12 protein-coding genes are annotated in these 14996 nt (G+C 71.7%); 10 read left to right on the forward strand and 2 right to left on the reverse strand.

The window, feature by feature from the left end:
* Positions 1–211 precede the first annotated feature (211 nt).
* The 10 genes from uppS (at position 212) to D7Y21_RS12475 (ending at position 10291) form a co-directional block, all read left to right on the forward strand.
* Positions 212–1009 carry a polyprenyl diphosphate synthase gene (uppS, locus tag D7Y21_RS12430; RefSeq protein ID WP_120563733.1) on the forward strand — a complete coding sequence of 266 codons (798 nt, stop codon included), beginning with the start codon at positions 212–214 and terminating at the stop codon, positions 1007–1009.
* Positions 1006–1833 carry a phosphatidate cytidylyltransferase gene (locus D7Y21_RS12435; RefSeq protein ID WP_120563336.1) on the forward strand — a complete coding sequence of 276 codons (828 nt, stop codon included), beginning with the start codon at positions 1006–1008 and terminating at the stop codon, positions 1831–1833. Before uppS ends, D7Y21_RS12435 begins: the two co-directional genes overlap by 4 nt.
* An 84-nt stretch (positions 1834–1917) precedes the next feature.
* Positions 1918–3549, forward strand: coding sequence for an RIP metalloprotease RseP (gene rseP / locus D7Y21_RS12440; RefSeq protein WP_120563335.1), 1632 nt, complete (start codon positions 1918–1920; stop codon positions 3547–3549).
* Positions 3550–3559: 10 nt separating this feature from the next.
* Entirely contained in the window at positions 3560–4045 is a 486-nt protein-coding gene (locus tag D7Y21_RS12445) for a septal ring lytic transglycosylase RlpA family protein (protein ID WP_121713377.1), read from the forward strand.
* Positions 4046–4067: 22 nt separating this feature from the next.
* On the forward strand, positions 4068–4811 hold the full coding sequence (gene tsaB, locus D7Y21_RS12450) for a tRNA (adenosine(37)-N6)-threonylcarbamoyltransferase complex dimerization subunit type 1 TsaB (RefSeq protein WP_121713331.1): 744 nt from the start codon (positions 4068–4070) through the stop codon (positions 4809–4811).
* Between the two features lie 67 nt (positions 4812–4878).
* Positions 4879–5910 carry an aspartate-semialdehyde dehydrogenase gene (locus D7Y21_RS12455; protein ID WP_120563333.1) on the forward strand — a complete coding sequence of 344 codons (1032 nt, stop codon included), beginning with the start codon at positions 4879–4881 and terminating at the stop codon, positions 5908–5910.
* 126 nt (positions 5911–6036) lie between these two features.
* On the forward strand, positions 6037–7068 hold the full coding sequence (locus D7Y21_RS12460) for an MXAN_2561 family MXYO-CTERM-anchored protein (protein WP_120563332.1): 1032 nt from the start codon (positions 6037–6039) through the stop codon (positions 7066–7068).
* Positions 7065–7784, forward strand: a complete 720-nt coding sequence (locus tag D7Y21_RS12465) for an MXAN_2562 family outer membrane beta-barrel protein (protein ID WP_120563331.1) — start codon at positions 7065–7067, stop codon at positions 7782–7784. Before D7Y21_RS12460 ends, D7Y21_RS12465 begins: the two co-directional genes overlap by 4 nt.
* An 11-nt stretch (positions 7785–7795) precedes the next feature.
* Positions 7796–9604, forward strand: a complete 1809-nt coding sequence (locus tag D7Y21_RS12470; RefSeq protein ID WP_121713333.1) for a PKD domain-containing protein — start codon at positions 7796–7798, stop codon at positions 9602–9604.
* Positions 9605–9628: 24 nt separating this feature from the next.
* The gene (locus D7Y21_RS12475) at positions 9629–10291 is read left to right on the forward strand and encodes a molybdenum cofactor biosynthesis protein MoaE (RefSeq protein ID WP_120563329.1); all 663 of its coding nucleotides are present in this window, start codon (positions 9629–9631) and stop codon (positions 10289–10291) included.
* Between the two features lie 10 nt (positions 10292–10301).
* Here D7Y21_RS12475 and D7Y21_RS12480 read toward each other — a convergent pair whose 3' ends face one another.
* Together D7Y21_RS12480 and D7Y21_RS12485 are read right to left on the reverse strand one after the other, a co-directional pair.
* Positions 10302–10982, reverse strand: a complete 681-nt coding sequence (locus D7Y21_RS12480) for a hypothetical protein (protein WP_121713379.1) — start codon at positions 10980–10982, stop codon at positions 10302–10304.
* 85 nt (positions 10983–11067) lie between these two features.
* Entirely contained in the window at positions 11068–14868 is a 3801-nt protein-coding gene (locus D7Y21_RS12485; protein WP_121713335.1) for an ATP-binding protein, read from the reverse strand.
* Positions 14869–14996: the final 128 nt, after the last annotated feature.

The raw sequence follows: 14996 nt of genomic DNA on the forward strand, positions 1-14996 counted from the left end.
CAACCCCCAACACCCAGAACCCAAGCAGCCCGCCGAGCACCCGGAAGGAGGGACACCCATGAGGAGTTTTCATGGAAGACCACTCTAGCCGGGCTCGTGTCCCCTCATGAACCGTTCAACCCCGCCAGACGACCGCCCACCCAGGGAGGGGGACCGGGCGGCCACGCGCCCGTGGACGCGACGCGGCGCCGCCGCTAGGGTGCGCGGCTTCATGGATCGCCCTCCCACAGTGTTGCCCACCGCTCTCGAGCTCCAGGTCAAGACCCGGCCGCTCCCTCGCCACGTGGGCATCATCATGGATGGCAACGGCCGCTGGGCGGAGCTTCGCGGCCAGCCCCGGCTGGAGGGACACCGCGAGGGCAGCGTGAGCGTCCGGGAAGTCACCCGCACCGCCCGCCGCGTCGGCGTCCAGGCCCTCACCCTCTACGCCTTCTCCTCCCAGAACTGGGCCCGCCCGCCGGAAGAGGTCGCCGGCCTCATGGACCTGCTGCGCGAGTACCTGGAGTCCGAGCGCGCGGAAATCCTGGACAACGGCATCCGCCTCAACGCCATTGGCGAGGTGGACAAGCTGCCCCGCTACGTCCGCGAGCCCCTGGAGCGCCTCCGGGCGGACTCCGCCCACAACACGGGCATGGTGCTCACCCTGGCGCTCTCCTACGGCGGCCGCGAGGAGCTGCTGCGCGCCGCTCGCGACTTGGCGCAAGCGGCGGCCCGCGGCGAGCTGGACCCCGCGCGCCTGGACGCGGACGACCTGGAGTCCCGGCTGTGGACCGCGGGATTGCCGCCGGTGGACCTCATCGTCCGCACCAGCGGCGAGCAGCGCATCTCCAACTTCCTGCTCTGGCAACTGGCGTACGCCGAGCTGTGCTTCACCGACGCCCTGTGGCCCGACTTCCGCACCGACGAGTTCCTCCGCTGCCTGTCGCAGTACCAGGGCCGCGAGAGGCGCTTCGGTCTGACGTCCGCCCAGGTCAACCGGGACGACACCCCCCAGCGGGCCAAGGCGTGAACGAGAAGAACAAGAACCTCCTCATCCGCGTTGTCACAGGCGTCACCCTCCTGCCGCTGGTGCTCCTGCTCCTGTTCCTGGGCGGGTACTCCAGCGCCATCCTCCTGGGTGCCGCCGCGGCCGTGTGCGCCGGCGAGTACTACCTCATCACGCAGAAGCGCCTGGGCGCCGCCGCCTGGGTGGGCATGGCCTTCGCCTTCGTGATGCCGCTGTTGCCGCTGCGGGACGCCGCGCGCACCGGCGAGGCGGCCTTCTGGCTGACGTCCGTCTTCTTCTTCTTCGCGTGGATCTACAACCTGTTCCGGGGCGTGCTCGCGGAGGCGCCCACCCGGGCCGCGCACCTCGTCACGGGTTTCCTCTACGGCTCCATTGGCCTCACCGCGCTGTCCGCGCTGCGCCTCTTGCCGGAAGGGCACGCGTGGGTCATCTGCGCGCTCACCATCACCTGGGCCAACGACACGCTGGCGTACTTCGCCGGCCGCTTCTTGGGGAAGCACAAGCTCTACCCCGCGGTGAGCCCGAACAAGACGTGGGAGGGCTTCTTCGGCGGCATGGTCGGCTCCGTGCTGGGCATGTTCGTCGCCAAGCTCGGCTTCTTCCCCATCTTCACCGTGTGGGACTGTGTGGTGCTGGGCATCGCGGGTGGCCTGTTGGGCCCCGTGGGTGACCTCTGCGAGTCCATGCTCAAGCGCGCCTACGGCGTGAAGGACTCCGGAAAGCTCATTCCCGGACACGGCGGCGTGCTGGATCGCATCGACGCGCTCATCTTCAATGCGCCGCTGGTGTTCGTCTATGTGCAGTTCGTGAGGCACCTGCTGCCGTAAGTGCCTGATTTCGCGCCTGGCCGCCCGCCTTGCGGCTTGCGTTGTGCGTTGTCCGTCCCGGGGGCCGCGATTACTCTTCCGGCCATGCTCCTGAACCTCGGGTACTTCATCCTCCTGCTGGGCGTGCTCGTCACGGTGCATGAGCTTGGCCACTTCCTCGTGGCCAAGGCCTGCGGGGTGAAGGTCCTCAAGTTCTCCATCGGGTTCGGTCCGAAGATCATCGGCTTCACCAAGGGTGAGACGGAGTACCAGGTGGCGCTGTTGCCCCTGGGCGGCTTCGTGAAGATGGCCGGAGACCTTCCGCACGAAGAGCTCCCGCCGGAAGAGGCCGCGCGCGGCTTCCTGGCGCAGCCGCCCTGGAAGCGCGGGCTCATCGTCCTGGCGGGCCCGGCCTTCAACCTGCTGTTCCCCATCTTCGTCTACTTCTTCGTCTTCCTGGGGCCCCAGGAGACGCTGTCCACGCGCGTGGGCATGGTGTCGCCGGACATGGCCGCCGCCGCCGCGGGCGTCCGCCCCGGTGACCGCATCCTGTCCGTGGAGGGCGAGCCGGTCCGCACCTTCGACGACATGCGCGACGCGTTCGTCGGCAAGTTCAACCGCCCCGTCCCCATCACCCTGGAGCGCGACGGGAAGCAGCAGGTGGTGGAGGTGACGCCGGAGAAGAGCTCGGAGGTGTCTCCGGTGGACACCATCGAGCGCGGGATGATTGGCGTGAGCCCCTACCCGCAGCCGCCGGTGGTGGGTGTGCCGGCGACGTCCCCCGCGGCCACCGCGGGCCTCAAGAGCTTCGACCGCGTGCTGTCCGTCAACGGCGTGCACGTGCAGGACGAGGCCGCCCTCTACCGGGAGGTGGCCAAGGTGCCGGAAGGCACCCCCATGGAGTTGAGCGTGGCGCGCCTGGCCCCCGTGGACGTGGGCGCCGTCACCGGCCGGCTGCCGGAAGTGGTGAAGGTGTCCCTGCCGCGTCAGCCCGGCGAGGGCGCGGCGGCGCTGGGCGCGGAGGCCGTGGACCTCTACGTGGCGAGCGTGGCTTCTGGCAGCGTGGCGGAAGGCGCGGGCATCGTGCCGGGCGACCGCATCGTCGCCATCAACGGCACGCCGCTGAAGTCCTTCAACAAGCTGGCGACGGTGCTCAACGGCCTGCAGGCCCAGCCCTTCACGCTCACCTGGCGCGGTGCCCAGGGCGAGCGCACGCAGCAGCTGGCGCAGGCGCCGCTCAAGACGCGCGACGACTACGGCCAGACGAGCGCCCCGCTGGTGTTCGGCGTGCGCCCGTGGAGCTACAGCAGCGCGGACCTGCCGCCGGTGGAGAAGGTGACCATCGACCTGGGCCCGGCCGCCGCCTTCAAGGAGGCCGCGCTCATCGTCCCCAAGATTGTCGGGCAGATGGTGCAGGTGCTGGGCGGGCTGTTCGTGGGCAAGGTGTCGCCCAGCACGATTGGCGGCCCCATCATGATGTACCAGCTGGCCGCGAAGAGCGCCGAGCAGGGCCTGGACAGCTTCCTCAACCTGATGGCGATCATCTCCATCAACCTGGGCGTGATGAACCTCTTGCCCATCCCGGTGCTGGACGGCTTCCACCTCCTGTCCGCCGCGTGGGAGGGCATCCGCCGCCGCCCCATCCCCGTGCGCGTGCGCGAAGTGGCGAACATGGTGGGACTGGCGCTGCTCATCCTGCTCATGCTGCTGGCCGTGACCAACGACGTGACCCGCTAACGAGGTGATGATGCGAGGACGGACCGCGCTCCTGCTGCTGGGGATGGGATTCTTCGCTGGCTGCGCGCAGCGCGCGGCGAAGCCCCAGCCGCCGGAGACCCCTTCCGGTGGTGGCGAAGGCGCGAAGGTGACGCGCCGGGAGAAGATGCCGCGCAACTACCTGGGTGAGGGCATCGCGTCCTTCTACGGTCCCGGCCTCCACGGCCGGCCCACCGCCAGCGGGGAGAGGTTCAACCAGAACGCCCTCACCGCCGCGCACCGCACGGCGCGCTTCGGGGCGTGCGTGAAGGTGATGAACATGGAGAACGGCCGCGAGGTGGAGGTGCGCGTCAACGACCGCGGCCCCTTCGTGGACGGCCGCATCATCGATGTATCGAAGGCCGCGGCGAAGCAGCTGGGCATGCTGGACAAGGGCCTGGCTCGCGTGCGGCTGTACCGGTGCGGCAGCGACCGCGTGTCGCAGGTGCCGGTGGAGTTCTGGGCCGTTCCGGCCTGAGTGCCTTGAAACGAAAGAAGGGATGTCGCCCGTGTTGCTCGCGCTGGACACCTCCACGCTGACGCTGTCGCTTGCCCTGGTGGAACGCCAGGGGGACGCCGTGCGCGCCGTGGAGCACGTGGTGGTGCCGCCGCCGGACAAGCAGAGCGAGGCGCTTCCCGGCGTCGTCGGGGACCTGCTCCAGCGTCACGGCCTGAAGCTGAAGGACCTGGAGGGGCTGGCGGTGGGCCTGGGGCCGGGCTCGTTCACCGGCCTGCGCATCGGCCTGGCCACGGTGAAGGCGCTGGCGTACGCCACGGGCCTCAAGGTGGCCGGCGCGTCGTCGCTGGCGGCGGTGGCGCTGGAGGGGCCGGAGGGCGTGCCCCTGTTCTGCCTCGCCGTGGCGCGCAAGGACGACCTCTACCTGGGCGCCTACCGCCGCGTGGGCTTCACCGTGGAGGCGCTGGAGCCGGAGACGGCCATGTCGCCGGAAGAGGTCGCGCGGCGCATGGCGGCCGAACCGGAGGCCGTGGCCCTGGGCCCCGCGCTCGCGGACTACCGCCAGGCGCTGGAGAAGCACGGCGTCGCGCCGCACCGGCTCTTGTCCGGCCCGGCCTTCCCGTCCGCGGTGGAGGTGGGGCGGCTGGCGAGGCTGCCGGAGGCCTATTCGCAACAGGCGCTCTTCGCCCTGGAGCCGCACTACGTCCGCGCCTCCGAACCGGAGCGCAATCCGAAGTTCCCGCCGCTGCCGGGCCCCGCGCCCACGGCGCGGTTGAAGGAAGACTGAGGCCTCCGCCTCAAGGGCGCTTCGTCGTGCTCGCGTGGGCGGAGGCGCTGACGTAAAGGAGCCCGTCATGAGAGAGAACCTTCGGATTGCCGTGGTGGGCGCCACGGGCGTGGTGGGCCGCGAGGTGCTGGCGAACCTGTACGCGCGCGACGTGCCCATGGAGCAGGTGCGGGCCTTCGGCTCGGAGCGCTCCAAGGGCCTGGAGGTGGAGTACGGCGAGGACACGCTGGAGGTGGAGCGGGCCTCGGCGGAGGCCTTCCGGGGCATCCACGTCGTGCTGCTGGCCACACCGGCGGAAGCGTCCCGCACGCTGGCTCCGGCCGCGCAGGCCGCGGGCGCGTGGGTGGTGGACGCAAGCAGCGCCTTCCGCGGCGACGGCAACGTGCCGCTCATCCTCCCGGGCTTCAACACGGAGGCCCTGGGGCCGGGCTTCAGCTTCAAGGGCCGGGTGGTGAGCCTGCCGGGCATCGTCACCAGCGCCACCGTGCACCTGGTGGAGCCGCTGCGCCGCGCGTTCGGCGTGGTGCGCGCGCAGGTGACGGCGCTGATGGGCGCCTCCAGCGCGGGCGTGCGCGGCATCTCCGAACTGGAGAAGCAGACCGCGGACCTCCTCTCCGGCCGCGAGCCGGAGCCGCAGGCCTTCCCGCACCGCGTGGGCTTCAACCTGGTGCCCCAGGTGGGCGGCTTCATGGTGAACAGCCCGTGGACGGAAGAGGAGGGCGGCTGGACGCTGGAGGCCGCGCGCCTGTTCTCCGCCCTGGGTGAGACGCCCGTCCTGGCCGGCACCGCCGTGCAGGTGCCCACCTTCCACGGCCACGGGCTCACCGTGAACGTGCAGCTGAAGAAGCCGGGCCCGGTGGAGCAGGTGCGCGCCGCGCTGAAGACGTCCCCGTCCCTCAAGGTGCTGGATGTCCCCGGCGAGCGCGTCTACCCCATGCCCATGCTGGTGATGAGCGACCCGGCCGTCCACGTGGGCCGGGTGCGCGCCTTCCCCCAGGCCCCGGAGTGGGTGACGCTCTTCGCGTCCGTGGACAACGCCGGCCGGGCCGCTGCCCACCTGGTGGACGCGGGCCTCAAGCTGGCGGAACGCCCCGCCTGACATTTTGGCAAAGCCCCCGGGGACGCCTTGCCTGTTTGGCGCGCGAACCCGGGGTTTTCCTTGGGAAACAGGCCGTCCGGTCGGGGCTTGAGGGTGGCCCCGCCCTTGCTAGCTTCCAGCCCATCCATGCGCCTTCCCTTCATTGGCCTCCTGCTCTTCGCGTCCACGGCCGTGGCCCAGACGGGGCCCACGGTGCAGTTCACGAGCTCATCCACCGCCACGAACAACACCGTCACGGTGCCCAAGAGTGAATGTGGCCAGGAGCGCCGCTTCAGTTGGCAGCGCAACGGGAACGCCTGTGATGACTCGATCTATATCTACGTGACCACGGGGTCCTGCGGCACGCGGCCCGCGGCCACGGACCTGCTCCTGGATTCGGTCGACACGTCCGACCCGACGAGCGGTGTCGTGCGCTTCACCGTGGCGGATGCGCTCGCCGCGCGCGGCGGCAGCGCGGACGCGGGCACCGTGACGACGTGCGACACCCAGGACACGGAGATCTCCTTCAAGCTGTGCGCGTCCGCGCGGCGGCTGGGCGGCAGCCTGGGGTTCGATTGCCAGGAGACCTTCTCCAACGTGGGCAGCCCCCCCTTCGTGGTGAAGTACGACCCGCAGCCGCCCAACACGCCCAGCATCGGCAAGGTCATCGTCCGGGACTCGGCGCTGTCGGTGCAGGTGGACGGCGCGGAGGCGAACTCCACCGTCGTGGTGGAGGCGGCGAGGGTGGCCACGGTGGGCTCGGATGACGCCGGGACGGATGAGGATGCCGGCACGGACGTCGATGCCGGGACGGACGTGGACGCGGGCACGGAGGACGGCGGGCAGGGGCTGGTGGGCGCGCTGGCGCTGGAGGGCACCACGGGGCCGGTGACGCGCGTCACCAAGGCGTCCGGCGAGGGCAACGTCGTCGTCAACGGCCTCACGAATGGCGTGACGTACCGGCTCCAGGCGACCATCATCGACGCCGCGGGCAACGTGAGCGGTGGGTCCGCCCAGGTGGATGCGACGCCCGTGAAGAGCAATGGTTTGTTCGATCAGTATGTGGAAGATGGCGGTCAGGAGCGCGGCGGGTGTGCCGCTGCTGGCGGCGGCATCGCGGGTGGTGCGGTGCTGGCCGCCCTGGGCATCTGGCTGTCGTCTCGGAGGAAGGTGTCATGAGCAGCACGGCTGTGGGCCTGGGAGTCGCGGCGCTTCTCTTGGCGGTACCGGCGGTGGCGCAGGAGGTGACCATCCCCACGCGCTCTCCGCGCACCGGTGCGGTCATCTTCCGCGCGGGCGGCTACAAGCCGCGCATCGACACCGAGAAGGCCCTCAACGGCGCGACGCCGTACGAGGACACCTTCGGTGACACGTCGCTGCTGCTCGTCGAGGGGGAGCTCCAGCGCTTCTTCTACCAGGGCATCGGCACGGCGGGCCTGGGCCTGGGCCTGGGCTACGGGGAGAAGTACGCGGACGCCAAGCTGGATGACGGCTCGGCGGCGGCGGACAAGGCGGCGCTGAAGGTGCTGCCCATCCAGCTCAACGCCTTCTACAAGTTCGACTACGCGGCCTTCCGCTGGGGCATCCCGCTGGTGCCGTACGCCAAGCTGGGCCTCATCTACTCCCCGTGGTGGATGACCAAGGGCAGCGCCACGGAGGTGGTGGAGGGCAGCAAGGCCAGCGGCGGCAAGTGGGGCTGGGGCGGCACCGCCGGCGTGTCGTTCCTCCTGGACGTGCTGGAGCCGCGCTTCGCGCGCGACTTCGACTCGGACCTGGGCGTGAACCACTCGTACCTCTTCGCCGAGTACACGCATGCGGATGTGAACAACTTCGGCGGCAAGGGCCTGAACCTGGGCAGCCGGCGCTGGATGTTCGGTCTGGCGTTGGACTACTAACCGAAAGGCCCATGGCCTCCCGACCGCGCGCGCACCCGTCCCCGCTTCCGTTCCTCCTCCTCGTGGCCGCCGTGGGCCTGGGGGCCTCCGGCTGCCGGGGGCTGAGGGCGGACCTGGGGCCGGAGCGCACGCTGGAGGCGGGAGTGCCGGAGGCCTTCGGCTCCACCTCCCCGAAGGCGCCCTCCATCACCTGGGACTTCGGGGACGGCACGCCTCCCCAGACGGTGCCGGGCGTCCGCCACGCCTGGGCCACCGCCGGCCGCTACACCGTGCGGGCGCTGGACGGGGACAAGGAGCTGGCCCGGGTGGTGCTCACCGTGGTGCCGCGTCCGGTGCTCCGCGCGGTGCCCGAGGATGCGCAGACGGTCCTCTGGGTGCCCCGCCTGCGCGGCAACGTGGAGGGGTTGGTGAACTTCTACGGGCGGCTGGTGGGCGAGGGCAACGTGCGCCAGACGCTGGCGGACACGCCGCTCGTGCCGCTGCTCCTGCGCAGCCTGAGGCCCGGTCCCTCGGAGGTGGATCCCGAGGAGGGCTTCGGCTTCTTCCTGCTGCCGGACTTCGACGGCGTGGTGGCGCTCTTGGGCGTGACGGATTCGCGGGCGGCGCTCTCGGCCGTGGCGCGCGAGCTGCGAGACGCCGGCCACCGGGTGCTGCCCCGCGAGGACGGCAGCGCACGCGTGGAGCCGGTGGACGGCGGCAACGCCATGCTGCTGTTCGCGGACCGGGGCTACGTGTACCTCGCGGTGCCGGATTCGCCGGACGCGCCGGAGCCCGGGGAGCCGGTGAAGGCGCTGGCGGTGCAGGAGTCCCCGGACGTGGAGCGGGTGCGCCGCAAGGTGGAGGCGCTGTCCGGGCCGGGCATCTCCGAGAACGCGCTCCTGGCGGAGCTGCGCGGCAAGGTGCGCGACGGCAGCGTGTTCCTGTTCTCCGCGCCGCCGGTGCCGGAGGCGGAGAAGGAGGACATGCCGGTGCGCGGCTTCTTCGGCGCGCTCGCGGTGCAGGCGGACCAGGCGGAGCTGGACGGCTTCTTGTCCTCGTCCCGGCCGCTCCTGGGCGGCGCGCGGGGGCCGGCGTCGCAGCTGCTGGGACGCGCGGCGGTGGGGCCGGTGGCGGCGGCGCAGCTGTCGGTGCCTCCGGAGGAGCTGGCGCGGCTGGTGTTCGGCTCTCCGGAGTCGCCCCGGCGGCAGCGGACGCTGGAGCGCTGGCGCGCGCAGGGGCTGGACGCGGAGCCGCTCCTGAAGGCGCTGCGCGGGGACGTGGCGATGCTCGTCTACTTCGACGCGGCGGCCTTCTTCCGGAGCTTCATCCGGGACCGGCGCCCCGCGCCCAAGGGCACGGTGGTGATGGAGGCGGGGCTCGCGTCCGTGCAGCCGGTGCTGAAGCTCCTCCAGAAGCAGCTGGAGGACAACGGGCTCGTCTTCCAGAAGGAGGCGCAGGGTAACACCACGCGATTCCGCACGCGGCTCATGGAGCAGCCGGTGTCGCTCTCGCTCACCCCGGAGCGCGCCACGCTGGAGGCCGGCGAGGTGCTCACCGGCCGCGAGCTGGGGGACGTGGGCGCGACGCTGCGCACGCGCTTCGGCGCGGAGGCGTTCGGGCCGGGCCACCTGTCGCTGATGGTGGACATGGGGCGACTGAGGGCGGACCTCGCCGGGGTGCGCTCGGTGTCGGGTGTCGGCACGGGAGAACTCCTGGCGAGCCAGCTCCTGGTGTCGGCGCTCCTGGAGAAGTTCACTCCCTTCGAGTACGGGTTCCTCGACTTCTCCCCGGTGGACGGCGGCGGGCGGCTCCAGGGCCGCGTCGTGCTGCGCGAGCGCTAGGGACACGCCAGCAGGAGGCAGGCCATGTCCGTCACGGTGCTGTACTTCGCCGCGGCCCGCGAGCGCGCGGGCCTGTCCCGCGAGTCGCTGGACGTGCCACCCGGCTCTCGCGTCTCGGACGTGCTCGCGCTGCTCGCCGCGAAGCACCCGCCGCTGGCGCCGCTCTTGCCGCACCTGCGCGTGGCGGTGCAGCAGCAGTTCGTGGGGCTGGACTCACCGGTGGCGCCGGACGCGGAGCTGGCGTTGATTCCGCCGGTGGCCGGTGGGGCGCCGCGCCTCTTCCGTGTGGTGGGCCGGCCGCTCCAGCTCTCGGAGGTCGTGGACGCGGTGGCCTCGGAAGGGGCGGGCGGGCTGGTGACGTTCTCCGGCGCCGTGCGCGACCAGACGAAGGGCCGGCGCGTGCTCCGGCTGGAGTACGAGGCCTACGCGCCCATGGCGGAGGCGAAGCTCACGGAGATTGGCGACGAGGTGGCGCGGACGTGGCCGGGGACGCGGCTGGCCATCATGCACCGCGTGGGCACCCTGGTGCCGGGCGAGCTGGCCGTCGTCATCGCCGCGGCCTCCGCGCACCGCAAGGAGGCCTTCCTGGGCTGTGAGTACGCCATCGAGCGGCTCAAGCAGGACGTGCCCATCTGGAAGAAGGAGTTCTTCGAGGACGGCGAGGTCTGGGTGGGCCTGGGGCCCTGAGCCCGCGTCCCTAGCGCACGCCGAAGCTCGCCGGGACGGTGACGCGCGCGCCGCCGTCCTGCTTCTGCGCGGCGCGCTCGGTTTCCGTCAGCGGCTTGAGGGGCTTGTCCAACCCCATGGCCTTGCGCCGCGCCTCTTCCTTGTCGTGCGCCACCTGCAGCGCTCGCGCGTTGTTCGCGGCCATGCGCGCCGGATCCGGCCCCATGACGAGGAAGGCGACGGGCGCGCTCAGGAAGAGGATGGCCACCGTGATGATCCAGGCCACGTCCTTCACGAGGAAGCGCCCCGCGCGCTCCTTCACCACCGACGGCTGCACCAGCAGGTTCAGCTCGCCCTCCACGAGGCGCAGCGTCATGCCCTCGTGCAGCTCCACCGCCGTGCGGCCCGGCGCGCCCGTCAGCTCGTCGGGGCCCACCGGTTGGAAGTCGTTGCCCTTGAGGCGCTTCTCCACGCGGGCGGACGGCGGCACGTGGATGCGCCAGCCCTTCGGGGTGCGCTCGGCGAGGAGGAAGGGCTCCTCCGGCAGCGTGAAGCCGTAGAGGGGCAGGGGGGCCGCCTCGTCGGGCGCGGCGTGGACCTGGCCCAGCTCGGGGCCATAGCTCCAGGCCTCCGCCAGGGAGGTGCCCCAGTACAGCTCGCAGAAGAGTCCACCGTCCGCCACGGAGGCGGAGGGCGCGGAAGGCGTGGGCATGTCGGGCCGGAGCATAAGGCCTTGGCGGCCGCCCGGCCCGGCTTCGTGGGGCCGGACGTCCCCTGGCCGACGGGCGGCCTGCCCCTCAGGCGCCCGTCAGCTCCTTGAGCAGGGCCTCCAGCGTCTCGAAGTGCAGCGGCTTCACCAGGTGCGCGTCGAAGCCCGCGGCCTTGGAGCGCTGGCGGTCGGACTCCTGGCCGTACCCCGTCACCGCCACCAGCTTGAGGGGGCGGGGCTCCTCCTGCTGGCGGAGCAGGCGGGCCAGCTCGTAGCCGTCCATCACCGGCAGGCCGATGTCCAGGAGCGCGATTTCGGGGCGGAACTCCTTCGCCGCCTCCAGGCCGCTGGGGCCGTCGTAGGACACGCGCGTCGTGCAGCCCAGGAACTCCAGGGACTCGGACAGCACGTCCGCCGCGTCCCGGTTGTCGTCCACGATGAGCACGCGCGCGCTCACGGCGGTGGGCTCCTGGGGGATGAGCGCGCCGGGCTGCGGCGTGGGCAGCGCGGCGGGGGCTTCCGCCTCCAGCGCGGGCAGGCGCACGGTGAAGGTGCTGCCGCGGCCCCGGCCCGCGCTGTGCGCGCTGATGGCGCCTTCGTGCAGCGTCACCAGGCTGCGCGCGATGGCGAGCCCCAGCCCCAGTCCACCCTGGGAGCGGTCCAGGGCCTGATGCTCCTGCACGAAGAGGTCGAACACGCGCGGCAGCATCTCCGGATCGATGCCCACGCCGGTGTCGCGCACGCTGAGCACGAGCTCCCGGCCTTCGCGCGTGCCCGTCACGGCCAGGAGGCCGCCCGGCTCCGTGTACTTGGCGGCGTTGGTGAGCAGGTTGGCGAACACCTGCGCCAGGCGCGTGGGGTCGCCGTGCAGGTCCATGCCCCGGTCCGGCAGGTCCACCTCCAGCGTGTGCTGGCGCTGGTCGATGAGCGGGCTGATCTGCTCGATGGCCTTGGCCACCACGTCGGTGAGCGTGACGCGCTCGCGCTTGAGGGTGACCTTGCCCCGGGTGACGCGGCTGACGTCCAGCAGGTCGTCCACCATGCGCACCAGGTGCGTCACCTGCCGCTCGATGAGCGTCCGCTCGCGCTCCGCCGCCGTTTCTCCCCTCAGGCGCATCAGCTGGAGCGCGGTGAGGATGGGGGCCAGGGGGTTGCGCAGCTCGTGGCCGAGCATCGCGAGGAACTCGTCCTTGGCGCGGTTGGCGGACTCCGCCTCGCGGCGCGCGGTGGCCAGCTCCGTCACGTCGAAGGCGACCACGATGATGGACTCCACCTGGCCCTTCGCGTCGCTCATGGGCTGGTAGACGAAGTCGGAGAACACCTCGCGCGCGGACTGGTTGGGGCCGTCGTTGAAGACGACGCGCAGCGAGCGGCCGATGTGCGGCTCGCCCGTGGCGTAGACGCCGTCCAGCAATTCGTAGATGCCCTGGTGCGCCAGGTCCGGCAGGGCTTCGCGGATGCTCTTGCCCGTCACGTTCCGGTGCGCGATGAGCTTGAGGTAGTTCTCGTTGGCGAACTCGAAGACGTGCTCCGGGCCGCGCAGGATGGCGATGCCCACGGGCGCGTGCTGGAAGATGCGCGCCAGCCGCTCACCGTGCGCGGCCTCCAGCTTGCGCAGGCGGGAACGGGTGAGCTGCGCGGTGACGCGCGCGAGCAGGTCGCGCGTGGAGAAGGGCTTCACCAGGTAGTCATCCGCGCCCGCGGTGAGGCCCTCCTCCTGGGCCTCCTCGCCCGCGCGGGCGGACAGCAGGATGACGGGCACCGTGCGGGTGCGCTCGTCCGCGCGCAGGGCCTGGAGCAGCTCGAAGCCGTCCATCCGGGGCATCATCACGTCGGACAGGATGAGGTCCGGGGACCGGGCGAGCGCGGCCTGGAGCGCGGCCTCGCCATCCGCCACCGCCTCCACCGTCCAGTGCGCACCCAGCAGCCGGCCCACGTACTCGCGCATGTCCGCGTTGTCGTCCGCGAGCAGCACTCGCCCGCGCTCCTCCATGCCCATCGACGCCGGGTCGAGGGCCGGGGGCGTCCCGCCGTCCTCGCCCGGAGGGGGCGGCACTTCCGTGAGCCAGCCCAGCGCGTCGCGTACGTAGGGGTCCGCGCCCGCGGGCAGCGAGCGCTGGCTCTTCGCGGACGTCACGTGCTCCGGCGGCAGGTGCGCGAAGCCCGTGGGGATGCGCACGGTGAAGGTGGTGCCGCGCTCCAGCTCACTCTGGACGGTGAGGGTGCCGCCGTGCAGCCGCACCAGCTCGTGCACCAGCGCCAGGCCGATGCCGGAGCCTTCGTGGGAGCGCGCGCGGGCGCCGTGGACGCGGTGGAAGCGCTCGAACAGGCGGGGCAACTCGTGCGCGGGGATGCCCGTGCCGGTGTCGGTGACACGCAGCTCGATGTGCCCGTCCTTCAGCGCCTGCGCCACGGTGATGGTGCCGGTGAAGGTGAACTTCAGCGCGTTGGAGACGAGGTTGAGGACGATCTTCTCCCACATCTCGTGGTCCACCCAGGCCGGCTCCGGCAGGGTGGGGCAGTCCACGTCGAGCACCAGGCCCGCGCGCTCGATGGCGGAGCGGAAGGCGCTGGCGAGCCCGGCGGAGAGGGCGGCCAGGTCGGTGGGCTCGTAGGCGGCGCGCACGCGCCCGGCCTCGATGCGCGCGAAGTCCAGCAGCGTGTTGACCAGCTTGCGCAGCCGCACGGCGTTGCGGTGCACCGTCTCCAGCGAGTCGCCCTGGAGTGTTCGCTCGGGGCTGGCGAGCGCGTCCTCGGTGGGACCCAAGAGCAGCGTGAGCGGCGTGCGCAGCTCGTGGCTGATGTTGCTGAAGAAGGCCGTCTTCGCGCGGTCCAGCGCGGCGAGCTCCTCCGCGCGCTGACGCTCCTCCTGATAGGCGCGCGCGTTGGCGACCGAGGCGGCGACCTGCTCGGCGGTGGCCTGGAAGAAGGCGTGGTAGCTCGCGTCGAGCAGCCGCCGGGGACTGACGCCGCCCACGAGGAAGCCGGACGGCCGCGACTGTCCAGGCCGCGTCAGGGCGCGCACCACGGCGAGCGACGGCGGCGTGTTCCAGCGGCCTCCGGGCAGGCCGTGGAGGCGCTGCCCCAGGTCCTTCACGACGACGGCGTCGCCGGTGCGGGCGGCCTCGGCGAAGGGCCAGTCGGTGCCGGACTCGGTGGAGAGAGACTGCTGCGCGGGCAGCACGGCCAGGACGGTGTCGGGCAATCGGCTGCTGCCCGCGAGGCGCGCGGTGTCGCCGTTCGCGTCCAGCAGGTAGAGCAGGGAGAACGGCAGGTCCAGGTCGTTGCCCGCGAGCACGTCCAGGCTGGTGTGGCACGCCTGCTCCGGGGACTTCGTGTCGGCGGAGCGGGCCGCCAGGTCGCGCAGCATGCGCAGCTGCCGGTCGAGCTGCACCTCCTGTGTCGTCTCCCGCACGGTGACGAGCACGCCGCCCACGCCACCCTGCTCGTCGGGGATGGGGCTGTACGAGAACGTGTGGAACGTCTCCTCGACGAACCCCCGGCTGTTGAGGAACAGCGCCAGGTTCTCGCTCCAGGTGGCGGGGCCGCCGTTGAGCACGCCCCGCGCCATGGGGCCGACGACGTCCCAGATCTCCGACCAGATCTTCTCACCCGGCGCGCCCAGGGAGCCCGGGTGCTTGCGGCCCAGCACCGGACGGTACGCGTCGTTGTAGACCTGGATCATCTCCGGGCCCCACCACATGAGCATGGGGAACCGGTTGTGGAGGACGACGCCCACCATCGTCTTCAGGCTGACGGGCCAGTCGCGTGACGGACCCAGCGGCGTGCGGGACCAGTCCAGCGAGCGCACCAGCTCACCCATCTCACCGCCGCCCGCGAAGTGGCGCTCCTCGGAAGGGGGGACGGCGGGGAACGGGGACTGGAGCATGCGGATCTCAGAAGGGCAGCGCGAGGTGGAAGAAGCCTTGGGCTTCTATTGGCCCACATGCGGCCGTGCAATCACTGAGGCCGACCGCGACCGTGCGGCACCCGCCATCCAACAAAGGCTCCGCTCCC

Origin of the sequence: Corallococcus sp. AB045 (assembly GCF_003668895.1) — a bacterium.
GTDB classification, from domain to species: domain Bacteria; phylum Myxococcota; class Myxococcia; order Myxococcales; family Myxococcaceae; genus Corallococcus; species Corallococcus coralloides.